The 14686-nt window shown below is 68.8% G+C and carries 17 protein-coding genes and 2 tRNA genes; 10 read left to right on the top strand and 9 right to left on the bottom strand.

Going from position 1 to position 14686, the window contains the following annotated elements:
• The first annotated feature begins 15 nt into the window (after positions 1 to 15).
• From ACT3UE_RS04960 to ACT3UE_RS04940, 5 genes are all read left to right on the top strand, one after another.
• Positions 16 to 819, top strand: coding sequence for a thymidylate synthase (locus ACT3UE_RS04960; protein ID WP_444553324.1), 804 nt, complete (start codon positions 16 to 18; stop codon positions 817 to 819).
• Positions 816 to 1397, top strand: coding sequence for a dihydrofolate reductase (locus ACT3UE_RS04955; RefSeq protein ID WP_444553325.1), 582 nt, complete (start codon positions 816 to 818; stop codon positions 1395 to 1397). Before ACT3UE_RS04960 ends, ACT3UE_RS04955 begins: the two co-directional genes overlap by 4 nt.
• Positions 1398 to 1625 carry an NF038396 family protein gene (locus ACT3UE_RS04950; RefSeq protein ID WP_444553326.1) on the top strand — a complete coding sequence of 76 codons (228 nt, stop codon included), beginning with the start codon at positions 1398 to 1400 and terminating at the stop codon, positions 1623 to 1625.
• Positions 1626 to 1734: 109 nt separating this feature from the next.
• On the top strand, positions 1735 to 2853 hold the full coding sequence (gene asd, locus ACT3UE_RS04945) for an aspartate-semialdehyde dehydrogenase (protein ID WP_444553327.1): 1119 nt from the start codon (positions 1735 to 1737) through the stop codon (positions 2851 to 2853).
• Between the two features lie 155 nt (positions 2854 to 3008).
• Complete coding sequence (locus ACT3UE_RS04940) at positions 3009 to 3890, top strand: class II glutamine amidotransferase (protein ID WP_444561068.1); 882 nt, start codon at positions 3009 to 3011, stop codon at positions 3888 to 3890.
• Between the two features lie 111 nt (positions 3891 to 4001).
• On the opposite strand, the gene ACT3UE_RS04935 is transcribed toward ACT3UE_RS04940, so the two are convergent.
• Positions 4002 to 4193, bottom strand: a complete 192-nt coding sequence (locus ACT3UE_RS04935) for a hypothetical protein (RefSeq protein ID WP_444553329.1) — start codon at positions 4191 to 4193, stop codon at positions 4002 to 4004.
• 119 nt (positions 4194 to 4312) lie between these two features.
• Between ACT3UE_RS04935 and ACT3UE_RS04930 the strand changes: the two genes are divergently transcribed.
• Entirely contained in the window at positions 4313 to 4933 is a 621-nt protein-coding gene (locus ACT3UE_RS04930; protein ID WP_444553330.1) for a hypothetical protein, read from the top strand.
• A gap of 68 nt (positions 4934 to 5001) precedes the next feature.
• Here ACT3UE_RS04930 and ACT3UE_RS04925 read toward each other — a convergent pair whose 3' ends face one another.
• From ACT3UE_RS04925 to ACT3UE_RS04915, 3 genes are read right to left on the bottom strand one after another with little or no spacing between them, the layout of a single operon-like run.
• On the bottom strand, positions 5002 to 6063 hold the full coding sequence (locus tag ACT3UE_RS04925) for a UDP-N-acetylmuramate dehydrogenase (RefSeq protein ID WP_444553331.1): 1062 nt from the start codon (positions 6061 to 6063) through the stop codon (positions 5002 to 5004).
• A complete protein-coding gene (locus ACT3UE_RS04920; protein ID WP_444561069.1) occupies positions 6063 to 6509 on the bottom strand; it encodes a MaoC family dehydratase in 447 nt (148 codons plus the stop codon). Before ACT3UE_RS04920 ends, ACT3UE_RS04925 begins: the two co-directional genes overlap by 1 nt.
• Positions 6506 to 6958 (bottom strand): FAS1-like dehydratase domain-containing protein, encoded by a 453-nt coding sequence (locus tag ACT3UE_RS04915; protein ID WP_444553333.1) that lies wholly within the window; start codon positions 6956 to 6958, stop codon positions 6506 to 6508. Before ACT3UE_RS04915 ends, ACT3UE_RS04920 begins: the two co-directional genes overlap by 4 nt.
• Positions 6959 to 7121: 163 nt before the next feature.
• Here ACT3UE_RS04915 and ACT3UE_RS04910 point away from each other — a divergent pair, with 163 nt between their 5' ends.
• Complete coding sequence (locus ACT3UE_RS04910) at positions 7122 to 7448, top strand: ArsR/SmtB family transcription factor (protein WP_444566313.1); 327 nt, start codon at positions 7122 to 7124, stop codon at positions 7446 to 7448.
• Positions 7445 to 9109, top strand: coding sequence for a SulP family inorganic anion transporter (locus tag ACT3UE_RS04905; RefSeq protein WP_444561071.1), 1665 nt, complete (start codon positions 7445 to 7447; stop codon positions 9107 to 9109). Before ACT3UE_RS04910 ends, ACT3UE_RS04905 begins: the two co-directional genes overlap by 4 nt.
• Before the next feature lie 7 nt (positions 9110 to 9116).
• Here the strand turns inward: ACT3UE_RS04905 and ACT3UE_RS04900 are convergent, their stop codons facing one another.
• The 5 genes from ACT3UE_RS04900 to ACT3UE_RS04880 all read right to left on the bottom strand — a co-directional run bounded on the left by ACT3UE_RS04900 (position 9117) and on the right by ACT3UE_RS04880 (position 12694).
• Complete coding sequence (locus ACT3UE_RS04900) at positions 9117 to 9374, bottom strand: hypothetical protein (protein WP_444561072.1); 258 nt, start codon at positions 9372 to 9374, stop codon at positions 9117 to 9119.
• Between the two features lie 19 nt (positions 9375 to 9393).
• The gene (locus tag ACT3UE_RS04895; RefSeq protein ID WP_444553337.1) at positions 9394 to 10356 is read right to left on the bottom strand and encodes a DUF2797 domain-containing protein; all 963 of its coding nucleotides are present in this window, start codon (positions 10354 to 10356) and stop codon (positions 9394 to 9396) included.
• 85 nt (positions 10357 to 10441) lie between these two features.
• Positions 10442 to 10515: transfer RNA gene (locus tag ACT3UE_RS04890), tRNA-Met, on the bottom strand.
• A 70-nt stretch (positions 10516 to 10585) separates the two neighbouring features.
• Positions 10586 to 10657, bottom strand: a tRNA-Thr gene (locus tag ACT3UE_RS04885).
• 174 nt (positions 10658 to 10831) lie between these two features.
• Entirely contained in the window at positions 10832 to 12694 is a 1863-nt protein-coding gene (locus ACT3UE_RS04880) for a DEAD/DEAH box helicase (protein WP_444553338.1), read from the bottom strand.
• A gap of 283 nt (positions 12695 to 12977) precedes the next feature.
• On the opposite strand from ACT3UE_RS04880, the gene ACT3UE_RS04875 reads away from it, so the two are divergent.
• Both ACT3UE_RS04875 and ACT3UE_RS04870 read left to right on the top strand, forming a co-directional pair.
• On the top strand, positions 12978 to 13403 hold the full coding sequence (locus ACT3UE_RS04875) for a hypothetical protein (RefSeq protein ID WP_443384145.1): 426 nt from the start codon (positions 12978 to 12980) through the stop codon (positions 13401 to 13403).
• Between the two features lie 78 nt (positions 13404 to 13481).
• Entirely contained in the window at positions 13482 to 14669 is a 1188-nt protein-coding gene (locus ACT3UE_RS04870) for an amidohydrolase (protein ID WP_443384146.1), read from the top strand.
• Positions 14670 to 14686 lie beyond the last annotated feature (17 nt).

The raw sequence follows: 14686 nt of genomic DNA, 5'->3' as shown, positions 1-14686 counted from the left end.
CGGTAGACTTTGGCCATGGCTATTCCCACCCCCTACGAGGATCTGCTCCGTGATGTGCTGGACAACGGCACCCCGTCCCCGGATCGGACCGGAACCGGCACCCGCAGTGTCTTCGGACGGCAATTGCGTTTCGACCTGGACGCCGGGTTCCCGCTGATCACCACCAAGCGCGTGCACTTCAAATCGGTGGCCGCCGAGCTGCTGTGGTTCCTGCGCGGGGAATCCAACGTCTCCTGGCTGCAGGAGCAGGGGGTGCGGATCTGGAACGAATGGGCCGATGAGAACGGCGATCTCGGGCCGGTGTACGGGGTGCAGTGGCGGTCCTGGCCCACCCCTGGTGGTGGACATATCGACCAGATCACCCAGGTGGTCGACGCCTTGAAGACCAATCCGCATTCACGGCGCCATCTCGTTTCGGCCTGGAACGTGGCCGAACTGGAGAACATGGCCCTACCGCCGTGCCATGTCTTCTTCCAGTTCCATGTCTCCGACGGCAAGCTCTCCTGCCAGCTCTACCAGCGCAGCGCGGACACGTTCCTCGGGGTCCCCTTCAACATCGCCTCCTACGCCCTGCTCACCCATATGGTCGCCCAGCAGGTCGGCCTCGGGGTCGGGGAGTTCATCTGGACCGGCGGGGACGTGCATATCTACGACAACCACCTCGACCAGGTCAACGAACAGCTCGGGCGGGAGCCCTACCCCGCTCCCCGGCTGCGCCTGACCCGCACCCCGGAATCCATCCTGGACTACCGGCTCGAGGACTTCGAGATCCTCGATTACCAACACCACCCGACCATCAAGGCCCCGGTGGCCGTATGAGCCGCCACTCCGCCGACGCGGTGACGCACGCGGCCCCGACGGACCAGACCGGGGCGGGCCCGCGCATCGGCATGATCTGGGCCCAGACGGTGGACGGGGTCATCGGCCAGGGGGGCACCATGCCCTGGCACCTGCCCGAGGACATGAAGCATTTCAAGCACACCACCCTGGGCCATCCGGTCATCATGGGTCGGCGGACCTGGGCCTCGATCCCCGCGAAGTTCCGCCCCTTCGCGGGCCGGACCACCATCGTGCTGACCTCCGAAGACCGGACGGCCGCCGAGGCCACCGAGGCCGGCGCCACGGTGGCCGGGTCCCCGCAGGAGGCCTTGGACGCGGCGGCCACCGCCGAGGGCTCGGCGGAGATCTGGATCTGCGGTGGAGGCGAGGTCTACACCGCCTACGAGCCGCTGGCGGACACGGCAGTGGTCACCGTCATCAACATCGAGGCCGAAGGCGACACCCGGGCCCCCCGGCTGTCGCCGGCCTGGACGCTGACCTTGTCCGAACCCGCCCAGGGGTGGCTGACCGCCGCCAACGGGACCGAATACCGCCACGAACTCTGGGAGCGCCGCTAGGTGAAGGAAGCCTTCAAGGAACTGACGACCAAGCCGGAACCGCTTTTCGCGATCGGTTTCATGCTCTTCCCCCTGCTGGCGCTCATCTGCGCCGCACTGGGGCTCTGGATGATCATCACCGGCCAGGTCATCGGCGGGATCATCGTGCTGTTCACGATCACCCAGGCCTTCGCCCTCGGCGCGTTCTGGGCCATCAACCGCCGGGCCCGGCTACTCTCCGACCAATAGGTCCCCGGCCCGCCGGAAGGCTCTGGATCCGGCCCCGAAGCCCGGCATGGGCGGCCGGGCGAAGTAACCCGACTGGGGTTCGACCCCCTGCCCGCCGTACGATGGTTGAATGACTTCTACCGTTGGATTCATTGGATACCGAGGCATGGTTGGCTCCGTGCTCATGCAACGCATGCTCGACGAAGGGGACTTCGAGGGCATCGACCCCGTCTTCTTCTCGACCTCAAACCCGGGTGGCCCGGCCCCCTCGTTCGCCGTGGGTGCGGGCGTCCTGCAGGATGCGTACGACGTCGACCAGCTCGCCAAGCTGCCGATCATCGTCACCGCCCAGGGCGGTGACTACACCCAGCGCGTGCACCCCGAACTACGGGCCCGCGGCTGGAAGGGCCTGTGGATCGACGCCGCGTCGACGCTGCGCATGAACGACGATTCGATCGTCGTGCTGGACCCGGTCAACCGCAACGTCATCGACGCCGGCCTGGCCGGAGGCACCCTGGACTTCGTCGGCGGCAACTGCACCGTCTCGTGCATGCTCATGGGCCTGGGCGGACTGTTCCGCAACGGGCTGGTCGAATGGGGCACGGCCATGACCTACCAGGCGGCCTCCGGAGGCGGGGCCCGCCACATGCGTGAACTGCTCACCCAGTTCGGGGGGATCCAGTCCGCCGTGGACACCGAGCTGGCCGATCCCTCCTCCGCCATCCTGGACATCGACCGCAAGGTCCTCGAGGCCCAGCGCGCGAACCTGGACGCCTCCGAGTTCGGGGTCCCGCTGGCCGGCTCGCTCATCCCGTGGATCGACGCCGATCTGGGCAACGGCCAGTCCAAGGAGGAGTGGAAGGCCGGAGCCGAGACGAATAAGATCCTCGGGACCACCGCGGACAACCACATCATGCTCGACGGCCTCTGCGTCCGCGTCGGCGCCATGCGCTCGCATTCGCAGGCACTGACCCTGAAGCTGACCGAGGACCTGCCGCTGGCGGAGATCGAACGCCTCCTCGACGAGGACAACGAGTGGGCCACGGTGGTCCCCAACTCCAAGGAGGCCACCATGGAGCAGCTGACTCCGGTCTCCGCCTCGGGAACGCTGGACATCCCGGTCGGCCGGCTGCGCAAGATGGAGATGGGCCCGAAGTACCTCTCGGCCTTCACCGTGGGTGACCAGCTGCTCTGGGGCGCGGCAGAACCGCTGCGCCGCATGCTGGCCATCGCCCTGGGTCGCCTCTAGTCCCCGGACCTTCCACGACGACGGCTGCCCCCAGGGCAGCCGTCGTCGCTGTTTAAGCACCCCGCCACCCCGCCTGTTGCCTGGACGGAGGTCCGGGTCCAGACTGGCCTGACCAACCAGTTGCGGAGGTGGCCATGTGCCGCTGGATTGCCTACATGGGTTCGCCCATCACCCTCGATACCGTCCTGACCAGGCCCAACCACTCACTGCTGGACCAGAGCCTGCTTGCCCGGGATCTCCAGCTGCCTTCGCTGGAGATCTCCTCCCAGTTCCGCGACCATGCCTTCCCCACCAACGGGGACGGGTTCGGGCTGGCCTGGTCGGGCGTCAACGGCACGCTGGGGCAGTATCGGGAGATCACACCCGCCTGGGACAGCCGGAATCTCCGCCATCTGGCGGCGCAGATCTCCTCGGGGTGCTTCCTGGCCCATGTGCGGGCCGCCCCCGGGGGGACCATCGCGCAGGACAACTGCCATCCCTTCGTCCATGCCGGGTGGATGTTCCAGCACAACGGGGACATCAACGGGTTCAGCGCGGTCAAACGTGAACTGACCTTCGACGTGGACCCGGAGCTCTACCCCTTCATCCGGGGCAACAGCGATACCGAGGTCTGCTTCTTCCTCGCCCTGACCTACGGGCTGGCCACGGACCCCGTGCAGGCGCTGACCCGGATGATCCTGCGGGTCGAACAGGCCCGGAGGGACCGGGGCCTGGCCGAACCGTTCCGCGCCACCATCGCCACCTCGGACGGGGAACGGCTCTACGTCCTGCGCTGGGTCAGCCCCGACGCCACGACCGTCCGGGCCCCCTCGCTCTACCACTCCTTCGGGCCGATGACCCTGCATGTCGGCGTCGGCTTCGGCGCGGGTACCGGAGAACTGGAGATGCTGCCCGACGATGCCCAGTTGGTGGCCTCCGAACCGCTGGAACTGCATTGGAGCAAACGGCATTGGGTTGAAATACCTGCGGCCACGGTGGGCGTCTTCGCCCCTGGCCGGTCCCCGGTCTTCAGCCCGCTGGAACCCACCGGCCGGTAGCGCGGGCGGGCCCGTGGCCTCCGGGGCCGGGCACATCAATGGCGGGGGCACCACCGGGTCGCCCCGGGGTGCCCCCGCCATTCAAGGTCACGCCCACCTGCTCGCGTCGACTCAGGTGTCGCGGCGGGCGCGCCCCTCGTCCTCATGCGCCGTGTCATAGAGGCGTTGCAGCGAGGCCATCCGTTCGTCCGTGATCTCCCCGGCGGCATGGGCCTTCTTGCCCTGGTCGAGCAAACGCTTGGCTTCCTTCATGTTGCCTTCGGCCAGATCCATCGCGTGTTCCAGGCTTGTCTCGTGTTCCATGCCTCAATAATGCGTCAGATCAGCCCTAAAAGTCCACGATGACTTGCACGGGGAGGAAACCTTAATTTCCTCGTGCCCGAACCCCACCCGTGTCGTGCGCCGGGGATCCGATCGGCACCGTGCCATCGGAAATGCTCGAACTCTTTGAAGTCGTCGCGTTGGCAGCTGCCGTGTACGCGGTCGTAGCCACCGCACGCGAAGTAGTCGATCCGGCCGCCGTAGTTCGGGGCCGGTCCCCTAGACTGGACGCCGATTCACCACCGCAGAAAGGACCCGCCATCCTCAAGGGCCAGACCGCCGCCCCACTCCTCGTCGCAGCCATCGCACTCGCCGGATGCAACGCCGCCGCCCCCTCCACCGAGACCGGCACGCCGGAACGGCTCTGGGCGCAGCCCAGCTTCACCCCGCCGGACGAGCCCTACATGGAACAGGCCGTAGCCGAGGCCGCCTTGAACCGTTGGCTCAGCAACGAAGGCGCACACAGCCTCGAAGGCTTCGCCGCTCCATACAACATGATTGAGCGTGTGGAAGGCCCCGAGCGGGGAACCATCGTCCTCTACGTGGACAACCATCTCGCGGCCAGGGCCGACCCCGAGGGAGATCTGCACTTGATCGCGGCCGAAATGCTGGACAACGTCGGAGTGGACTTCCCCGAAATCGGCAGAATCATCGCGGCCACCCAAGACGGCAAGCACAGCGCGACCGTCTACGGCGACCAGTCCGACGTGATCATCAGCTAAGCAACCCGCCTCCTGGACCGGGCACCGATCCACTTTCCGGGCCACCGTAAGACCTTCGAGCAGCGAGTTCAGAGTTCGACGCCGATGAGCAGGGACTCGTTGTGCAGGGTGACCCCGAAACGTTCGGTGACCCCGTCGCGGACGGCCCGGGCGATGGCCAGCAGGTCCCCGGCGGTCGCCTCGCCACGGTTGGTGATGGCCAGGGTGTGCTTGGTCGACAGCGAGGCCCTCCCCCCGGTGAGTTCGGCGCCGGGGGTGCCGGGCAGCCCGAATCCCTTGGCGAAGCCGGCGCGGTCGATCAGCCAGGCTGCCGAGAGCTTGGTTCCCCCCTCGGCGGCGAAACGCGGGGCGTCCTCGGGTAGGGACGCGGCGGTGTCGGCATCCACGATCGGGTTGGTGAAGAAGGACCCGGAGCTGTAGGTGTCGCGGTCCGCCGGGTCCAGCACCATGCCCTTGCCCGCCCGCAGGCCCAGGACGGTCTCGCGGACGGCGGCCGCCTTCGCGCGTTCGCCGGTCTGCACGCCCAGGGTGCGGGCGAGTTCGGCGTAGGCGATGGGTGCCCCCCATTCGGAGGTTTCCAGGGCGAAGGTGACGTCGAGGACCACGTAGCGCGGGGACCCGTCCACCGTGGTGGCCTTGAGCAGCGAATTGCGGTATCCAAACTCCAGCTCGGCGGTGCCGAAGACCACCAGGGCCGCCTCCTGCCGGTCCCAGGCCCGGACGGTTTCCAACGTCCTGGACACGTCCGTCCCGTAGGCCCCCACATTCTGCACCGGGGTGGCCCCCGCGGAGCCGGGGATCCCCGAGAGGGCTTCCAGGCCCACCAGGCCGGCCTCGAGGGTGCGGTGGACGACGTCGTCCCACGGATGTCCCGCCTGGACCGTGATGCGGGCCCCTCCGGGGCCGGTGGTGATGTCCACGCCCCGGGTCGCTACGCGCAGCACGGTGCCGGGGTACCCGTCGTCGGAGATGACCAGATTGGAGCCGCCACCGACCAGCAGGAGCCGGTGGCCGGCGTCGTCCGCCGCCCGTACCGCGGCGATGAGCTCCTGTTCGGTATGCGCCTCGAGGTAGGTCCCGGCCGGTCCCCCGACCGCGTTCGTGGTCAGGCAGGACAGCAGCTGGGCCATCAGAACCCGACCAACGCCTGGGCCTTGACCAGGACCTTTTCGCCCCCGGCGATGACCGTCAGGTCCACCCGGGCGGTGCGTGCCTCGGGATCCAGTGCCCCGATGACCCCGGTGACCTCCAGGGCGGTGCCGTCGGCCTCGGAGGGGTTGGTGCCCGCGGGATCCTCCACGACGACCGGCTTCGTGAAGCGGCTCTGGTAGTCGATGACCGCCCCGGGATCGCCGATCCAGTCCGCGACGAGCGTGACGGCGGCACCCATGGTGAACATGCCGTGGGCGATGACCCCGGGGAGCCCGACGTCGGTGGCGAAGCGTTCGTTCCAGTGGATCGGGTTGAAGTCACCACTGGCCCCGGCGTAGCGCACCAGGTCGGCCCGGTTGACGTGCACCGTGGTGCTGCCGATCTGCTGGCCCTTTTCCAGGGTGGCGAAGTCGATGGGGCTCATGCTGCTTCCTCTCCGCGAACGAGGATCGACGAAATGGTGGTGGCGACGGACTCCCCGTCCACCGTGCTGATTTCCGCGCGCGTGGTGATCATGGCACCGGTCCCCATGCCGCGGACCTTGTCCACATGCAGTTCGGCCACCAGCTCATCCCCGGCGAGGATCGGGCGGTGCAGGGTGAAGCGCTGGTCGGCATGGACCACGCGGGAGAAGTCGATGCCCGCCTCCGGATCGGCGATCAGCTGGGCATCGGCCCGCTGGGCCACGATGATCGCGAAGGTCGGCGGGGCCACGAGCTCGGCATGACCGAGCGAGGCGGCGGCCTCGAGGTCGAAGTGGGCCCGGTGGGTGGCGTGGGTGGCCGTCGCGAATTCGCGGATCTTCTCCCGGGAGACCACGTAGGTCCCGCCCGCCGGATAGCTGCGCCCCTGAAGGGCTGGATTGATGCTCATGGTGTCCTCGCTGTCAGGCACGTCGGTGGCTGGAACTGCTCGGTCTCCAGCCTATGACACCGGGAGCCGGCGGGCCGGCCGCGGCCCCCGGGCCCGGCCCGTGTTCCCACCCACGTCCGGTATGATGAATCCATCATGTCGGTATCCTGTGGTGAAAGGCAGAATGTTCCTGGACGACGAGCAACGACCGCTGTATGAAATCAAGGCCAACCTCTTCAAGGCCCTCGCCCACCCGGCCCGTATCCGCGCCCTGGAGATCCTCAGTGCCGCCGAGGGGGGCACGGCCACGGTGGCCGAGCTGCTGCATGGCATGGACATCGAGCCCAGCCACCTGTCCCAACACCTCAGGGTGCTCCGCCGCCACCAAGTGGTGACCTCCGAACGCCGGGCCAGCCACGTCCACTACACCCTCGCCCACCCCGGGATATCGGAACTGCTCGACATCGCCCGGGTCTTCCTGGGCGACCGGATGAACGCGGGCCGGTCATGAGGCCGGGACAGCGCATCCGCTCGTTCCTGCCCACGGTCGACGACTACGTCGAACTGCCCGGCTCCTGGCGGGTCGACCTCCTGGCCGGGGTGACGGTGGGCATCGTGGCCCTTCCCCTGGCCCTGGCCTTCGGAGTCACCTCGGGGGTCGGGGCAGCGGCCGGGCTGGTCACCGCCGTCGTCGCCGGATTCGTGGCAGCGGTCCTGGGTGGCTCCCATGTGCAGGTCTCCGGTCCTACGGGGGCCATGGTGGTGATCCTGGCCCCGATCGTCGCCGCCCATGGGGCCGGCTCGATCGCCCTGCTCTCGATCATGGCCGGAGTGATCGTGTTGGCTGCCGGCTTCCTGGGGATGGGCCGCGCCGTCGCCTACATCCCGTGGCCCGTGGTGGAGGGGTTCACCCTGGGCATCGGTACCATCATCTTCCTCCAACAGGTGCCGCTGGCCACCGGAACCACGGCCCCGCCGGGACTGAACACCGCGGTGGCCGCCTGGCTGGCCGCCTCCGGATCCGTGTGGCCGACCGCGGCCATCACCGGCTCGATCGTGCTGCTGGTCGCGGCCCTGATGGTGTTCGGCCCGCGGATCCACCCCGGGCTGCCCGCCAGCCTGGCCGCCGTCGTGCTGATCACCGTCGCTGCCGAATGGCTGCAGCTGGACATTCCCCGCATCGGCGAACTGCCCTCGGCGTTGAGTGCCCCCTCGATCCCCGGATTCTCCTGGCCCCTGATCACCGACCTGGCCGGCCCCGCCTTGGCCGTCGCGGCCCTGGCCGCCATTGAATCACTCCTCTCGGCGCGGGTCGCCGCCGGCCTGGTGGGCCCCAGCGGCTCCGCCACAGGCCCGTACCAGCCCGATCGCGAGCTCTTCGGACAGGGATTGGCATCGATCGCCGCGGGGCTCTTCGGGGGCATGCCGGCCACCGGGGCGATTGCCCGGACCGCGGTGAACGTCCGCAGCGGGGCCCGCACCCGGCTGGCCTCCATGGTCCATGCCCTGCTGCTGCTGGTGGTCGTCTATGCCGGCTCGCAGCTGGTGGGGCGCATCCCGTTGGCCGTGCTGGCCGGGATCCTCATGGTGACCGCCACCCGCATGGTCTCCCGCCACACCATGACCTCGATCCTGCGTTCCAGCCGGGCGGACGCCGCGCTGTTCGTGATCACCGCGGTCATCACCGTGGCCTTCGACCTGATCGAGGCCATCCAGATCGGTGTGCTCGTGGCCGCCTTCTTCGCCCTGCGCACCGTGGCCAGGTCCTCGGGCGTCGCCCGGGAACCGCTGGAGGGTCCCGCCGTGGGCGGGGACGAACGCATCGCCATCTTCCGGCTGGACGGGGCCATGTTCTTCGGGGCCGCGGAGAAGATCCTGCAGGACCTGCAATCGGTCACGGGGGTCGAGGTGGTGATCCTGCGGCTGTCCCGGCTGCGAATGCTCGATGCCACCGGGGCCCACGCCCTGGTGGAGATCATCGGGGCCCTGGAACGACGCAGGATCACCGTGCTCATCAAGGGCATCAAACCCGAACACCTCCAGCTGGCCGATACCGTCGGGGTCATCGGCGCCCTGCGGCACTACCGCCACTCCTTCGATGAGCTCGAACCGGCAATCGAGCATGCCCGCAAGCATGTCCGGGAGAACCGGGAGGCCGACGAGGCCAGCTGACCGGGCCCTAGCGTCCCGGGTTCTGTTTCGGCGTGGGCGGATGCTGCTGCCGATAGACCTTCACGTCGCGGCTGCGCACCACCAGCCCCGTCACATGGGTCAGCAGGCCCAGCAGGATGATGGCGACCGCCGTATACATCAGCGGCCGGTTGGTGGTGTTGGCGCCGAACAACGCCAGGATGATGCCCAGCCCGGAGATGGACATGGAGGCGATCACCAGGAGCTTGTACAGGCCCGACGCCGATTCCCAGGGTGTGCTGATCATGTCCTCCAGTGTATCGGGCTCAGAACAAGGAGTCCTGCGCCGCGGGGATGGCGGTGGTGTATTCGCCCGGGGTGACCCGGCGGCCCTTGAGCACGGCGGCGTCGGCGGCGTAGAGCCGGTCCGAGCCCTCCAGCCGCACCCCCAGGCTCTGGCCCAGGACGGAGTCCACGACGAATCCGTGGGTGCTGGCGCTGAGCCACCCGGGGTAGGGGTAGAGCTCCCCCGCGTCCCAGGCCGACAGCATCGCGGCGGCCGGACGGGGCGGCACGAAGGCCTCGTCGGCGGGCTCGATGCCCAACTCCCGCGCCTGTCGATCCTCGGCGATCAGGGCCAGTACGCGCTCCACCTCGCTGCGGTGCATCCGGGCCAGCGAGACGGCGTCGTACACCCCGGCCGCCGAGGGCCCGCCCTGGCCCGGTTCGCATAATCCCGCGGTCTTGGCGGAGGCCCGCACGGCCTGCCCCAGCCCCAGCCGTCCGGTCACCAGGTCCTCGAGCACACGCACCTGGCGTCCGTCGGCGACCAGTGCCACATAGGTGCCGGCCACGGCCCCCTGCTGGGCGAGCCGGCGCCATTTGTTCCCCTCCCCCGCGGTTCCGACCTTGGAGGCCCCGTGGGCGAAGGTGGCGACGTAGAGCCACTGCGGGCGGGCCAGGTACTCGCGCAGGCCCGGCGGGGCGATCCCCGACCGGTGGAAGTCGTGCATGTACCGGGCCTGGTCCAGGGCCAGGCAGGGCCCGCATTGGGTGCCGCGTTCGGCCCGGGAGGCCCGGGGACACTCGACGTGTTCCCAGCCCCCGACCGCGTGGACCAGGACATGGCCCAGGCACCAGCGTCCCGGAGCCACCGCGAAGGAGCAGCGGGTTCCCGGCTCCAACACCAGGTCCGCCGATTCCCCATGACGGGTGCGCAGGTCCCACCGCGGGGTGGAGCCGTCGGCCGGCCATTCGATGCCGCCACTGAGCAGGGCCGGTGATTCCATCCCTCCAGCATAGAGGGGCGCCGGACAGGTGGGGGTGGGCGTTAACGACGAAATCCGCCCCGCGAACGGGACGGATTCCTGTGGGTAGCGGTGCCGGGACTCGATCCCGGGACCTCACGATTATGAGTCGTGCGCTCTAACCAGCTGAGCTACACCGCCACGAATGTGAAATGCCCGCGCCGCGTCGGTTCCTCTTTCGAGTCGACACGGACGCGGGCTTTCCATTCAGAGCCCCCCACGGGATTCGAACCCGTGACCTCAGTCTTACCAAGACTGCGCTCTACCCCTGAGCTAGGGGGGCAACGGAGAAAAACATTACCAGCATTTGCCGCCCGGATGAAATCGAGACGGCCGTCGTGACACAGCCCACAGGGCTGCGGTCCCGAACGCCGGAGGCCGGGCGTTCCCCGGGGGGACGCCCGGCCTCCGGACAGGGTGGTTCCGGCGCTCCCGACCCGCGGGACGCCGGGCGCTGCTAGCTGCGGCCGCGGCCGCCTTCGAAGCTGCGCTGCGAGCTGCGCGGCTTGCGGGATCCGCCGTATCCGCCACGGCCGCCCTCGTCCTTGCGGTGGCCTCCACCGCCACGGTTTCCGTCGAAGCCACCACGGTCCTTGCGGTAGCCGCCGCCTTCGCGGTCACGGCGCGGGGCCCGGCCGGTATCGAGCTCCAGGCGGATCAGTTCGCCGCCGATCCGGGTGCGGGACAGCGAGTTCCACTGGTCCTTGGACAGTTCGGCGGGCAGTTCGACCAGGGTGTGGTCGGCGCGGATGTCGATCCCGCCGATCTGCCCGGAATTGAAGCCACCCTCATTGGCCAGGGCGCCGACGATGGAGCCCGGCATCACGCGCTGACGGCGTCCGACGGCGATGCGGTAGGTGGCGTTGCCCTCGGTGAGGGCGCGCGTCGGGCCACGGGAACCGAAGCCGTCCTTGGCGCCCTTGGACATGCGCGCCTGCTTGGCCGGCGGGGTCGGCAGTTCCTCCATGAGCAGCGGGCGTCCCCCCTGGGCCATATGGGCCAGGGCGGCGGCGACCTCCACGGCCGAGACGTCGTGCTCGGCCTCGAACTTCTCCACGAGGTTGCGGAAGACCCCCAGCTCCTGGGAGGCCAGGGTCTCGGAGATCTGTCCGGCGAAGCGCTCCAGGCGCTTGTCGTTGACGATGTCGATGCTGGGCAGGGTCATGGCCTCGACCGGCTGGCGCGTGGCCCGCTCGATGGAGCGCAGCATGTGCTTCTCGCGCGGGGTCATGAACAGGATCGCGTCACCCTGGCGGCCGGCACGGCCGGTGCGGCCGATCCGGTGCACGTACGATTCGGTGTCGTGCGGGATGTCGTAGTTGAAGACGTGGCTGATGCGCTCGACATCGAGGCCGCGGGCCGCGACATCGGTGGCGACCAGGATGTCGATCTTGCCGCTGCGCAGGTTCTCGACCGTGCGCTCACGCTGCTGCTGCGGGATGTCGCCGTTGATGGCGGCCGTGGTGAACCCGCGGGCCTTGAGCTTATCGGCCAGGTCCTCGGTGGCCATCTTGGTGCGCACGAAGGCGATGACGCCCTCATGGGCCTCGGATTCCAGGATCCGGGTCATCGCGTCGAGCTTATGCGCGCCCATGACCTGGACGTAGCGCTGACGGGTGTTCTTGCCGGTGGTCGTGGAGGACTTCACCGACACCTCCTGCGGGTTGCGCAGGTACTGCTTGGAGATCCGGCGGATGGAGCCGGGCATCGTGGCCGAGAACAGGGCCACCTGCTTCTCCTCGGGGGTGGCCTCGAGGATCTTGTCGACCTCTTCGGCGAAGCCCATGCGCAACATCTCGTCGGCTTCGTCCAGGACGACGTACTGCAGATGCGACAGGTCCAGGGACCCCTTGTTGATGTGGTCGATCACGCGGCCCGGGGTGCCCACGACGACCTGCGCCCCGCGGCGCATCGCCGAGAGCTGCGGGCCGTAGGGGGATCCGCCGTAGACGGGCAGCACGGTGAAGTCACCCATGTGCTTGGCGTAGGAGGTGAAGGCCTCGGCGACCTGCAACGCGAGTTCGCGGGTCGGGGCCAGGACCAGCACCTGCGTCTTGCGGGCGGTACCGTTCTGGTCGGCCAGTTCGGCCATCCTCGACAGGGCGGGGATCGCGAAGGCCGCGGTCTTGCCGGTGCCGGTCTGGGCCAACCCGACGACGTCGCGGCCGTCCAGGAGCATCGGGATGGTGGCGGCCTGGATCGGGGTCGGGGTCTCGTAGCCGAGGTCCTCGACGGCGGCCAGGACGCGGCCATCGATCCCGAGGTCGGAGAACTTCACCGGGGTCTCTTCGGAGGCGGATTCGGGCGTGTTGGTGGACATGTCTGAAGACACGGGGCATTACCTCATTCATAGGGGCGGATAACCCGGGGCTCGGTTCGAGACGGGATCCGCGGCACATTCGGACTCAAACACCAGTCCGGCCGCTCCCCTATGAAGGAACTGCCCGCTGTTTTGCGGACTCACACACGATGAGCTCCTGCCTCAAGAATTGGGCAGGATGCGAGGGAAGCCGGATATCGGTGAGATCCCAGTCTACAGCAGGGACCGGCGTGAGGACGGGCCGGACGCTGTGCGGTTGGGCACACCCAGTAGGCTGGCAGGCGTGGAGAAACTACCCCTGACCCTGCGCCTGGCCGTCGGCTGGTGGACCGTGCTGGCTGCCGCTCTGCTGGGGCTGGGCATCGCCTCGTGGGGGAACTCCAAACTGTTGGAGGACCGGGGCCCCTCGGGCCTCGTGGCCCTGGGGGTGCTGCTGGCCCTGCTGGGGCTGGGCGTCGGCTACGGTGCCTGGCGCCTGGCCCGCGGGAAACTGGCCGGGCGGGCCTGGTTGACCACCGTCGGACTCATCGGCGGGGTGCCGTTGATCCTGCGCGGCCCGCGACTGGGGGTCATCGGGGCGACCCTGCTCATCGGCGTCGTCCTGCTCTGGCTGCCGCCGAGCTTGGCCTATTTCAAGGAGCAGTCCCGGGCGGCCCGGGCCGAGCGCAAGGCCCAGCGCCGCGCCCTGCGCACCCGTCCCCCGAAGTAGCAGGCCCTACCGTGTCGCAGCTCACGGCGGGGCGATAGGCTCGGGGCATCCCGTCTCCGCTCCGAAAGGGCTTCACCCATGAGTCTGCTGGCCATCATCAACGCACACGTCGTCCCCATCGAGGCCGAACCCTACGACGGGGCCGTCGTCGTCCGTGACGGCAGGATCGAGGCCAGCGGCCCCGATATCGTCGTTCCCTCCGATGCGGAGATCGTCGACGCGGACGGCCAATGGCTGCTGCCGGGCTTCATCGACGCCCACGTCCACCTGGGTATGCACCCCGAGGGCGAAGGCGACGCCAGCGCCGATGTCAACGAGATGACCGACCCGATCATGGCGGCGGTCCGCGCCATCGACGCGGTGGACCCCTTCGACCCCGGCTTCGACGATGCGCTGGCCGGGGGCATCACCACGGTCAACGTCAACCCCGGCTCGGGGAACCCGGTGGGCGGTCTGGCGGTGGCCATCCACACCCATGGCCGCTACATCGACGAGATGGTGCTGCGCTCCCCCAGCGGGCTGAAATCAGCCCTGGGTGAGAACCCCAAACGGGTCTACGGGGAGAAGAAACAGACCCCTTCCACCCGGCTGGGGACGGCCATGGTGATCCGCAAGGCCTTCATCGAGGCGCAGAACTACATGGCCAAGGCCGACCCCGAAGCCATCGACCCGCGGCTGGAGGCCCTGGCGATGGTGCTGCGCCGGGAGATCCCGTGGCGTCAGCACTGCCACCGCACCGACGATGTGGCCACCGCCATCCGTCTGGCCGAGGAATTCGGGTACGACCTGGTCATCGACCACGGCACCGAGGCCCACCTCATCGCCGATCTGCTGGCCGAACGGAACATCCCGGTGCTGATCGGCCCGTTGTTCACCACCAAATCCAAGGTCGAACTCCGCGGACGCTCCCTGGCGAACCCGGGCAAACTGCACGACGCCGGGGTGGAGATCTCCGTGATCACCGACCACCCGGTGGTGCCCATCAACTTCCTGGTCCACCAGTGCACCCTGGCAGTGAAGGAGGGGCTGGACCCGGTGACGGCGTTGCGCTCGATCACCATCAACCCGGCCCGCGTGCTCGGCCTGGCCGACCGCCTGGGGTCCATCGAGGCGGGCAAGGACGCGGATCTGGTGTTGTGGTCCGGGGATCCGCTGGATGTGATGCAACGGGCGCAGCAGGTGTTCATCGGAGGCCGGAAGGTCATGGAGTTCGACGCCGGGACCCGTCTTCCCGTCGTCGCCGACCGGGCCCCGTCCCTGCGCTAGGTCCCCTCCCCGTCCCG

The organism is Arthrobacter sp. 179, from assembly GCF_052379645.1.
Classification (GTDB): Bacteria; Actinomycetota; Actinomycetes; order Actinomycetales; family Micrococcaceae; genus Arthrobacter_H.
The sequence above is the reverse complement of the archived record's forward strand: the minus strand, read 5'-3'. Positions and strand labels throughout refer to the sequence as shown.

Bases quoted from the DNA above. Each gene is read 5' to 3' on its own strand.
- ACT3UE_RS04915 (WP_444553333.1), bottom strand. From the start codon at position 6,958: ATGAGCATCAATCCAGCCCTTCAGGGGCGCAGCTATCCGGCGGGCGGG.
- ACT3UE_RS04905 (WP_444561071.1), top strand. From the start codon at position 7,445: ATGAGGCCGGGACAGCGCATCCGCTCGTTCCTGCCCACGGTCGACGAC.
- ACT3UE_RS04920 (WP_444561069.1), bottom strand. From the start codon at position 6,509: ATGAGCCCCATCGACTTCGCCACCCTGGAAAAGGGCCAGCAGATCGGC.
- ACT3UE_RS04935 (WP_444553329.1), bottom strand. From the start codon at position 4,193: ATGGAACACGAGACAAGCCTGGAACACGCGATGGATCTGGCCGAAGGC.
- ACT3UE_RS04960 (WP_444553324.1), top strand. From the start codon at position 16: ATGGCTATTCCCACCCCCTACGAGGATCTGCTCCGTGATGTGCTGGAC.
- ACT3UE_RS04895 (WP_444553337.1), bottom strand. From the start codon at position 10,356: ATGGAATCACCGGCCCTGCTCAGTGGCGGCATCGAATGGCCGGCCGAC.
- asd (WP_444553327.1), top strand. From the start codon at position 1,735: ATGACTTCTACCGTTGGATTCATTGGATACCGAGGCATGGTTGGCTCC.
- ACT3UE_RS04880 (WP_444553338.1), bottom strand. From the start codon at position 12,694: ATGTCCACCAACACGCCCGAATCCGCCTCCGAAGAGACCCCGGTGAAG.
- ACT3UE_RS04955 (WP_444553325.1), top strand. From the start codon at position 816: ATGAGCCGCCACTCCGCCGACGCGGTGACGCACGCGGCCCCGACGGAC.
- ACT3UE_RS04925 (WP_444553331.1), bottom strand. From the start codon at position 6,063: ATGGCCCAGCTGCTGTCCTGCCTGACCACGAACGCGGTCGGGGGACCG.
- ACT3UE_RS04870 (WP_443384146.1), top strand. From the start codon at position 13,482: ATGAGTCTGCTGGCCATCATCAACGCACACGTCGTCCCCATCGAGGCC.
- ACT3UE_RS04900 (WP_444561072.1), bottom strand. From the start codon at position 9,374: ATGATCAGCACACCCTGGGAATCGGCGTCGGGCCTGTACAAGCTCCTG.
- ACT3UE_RS04940 (WP_444561068.1), top strand. From the start codon at position 3,009: ATGGGTTCGCCCATCACCCTCGATACCGTCCTGACCAGGCCCAACCAC.
- ACT3UE_RS04910 (WP_444566313.1), top strand. From the start codon at position 7,122: ATGTTCCTGGACGACGAGCAACGACCGCTGTATGAAATCAAGGCCAAC.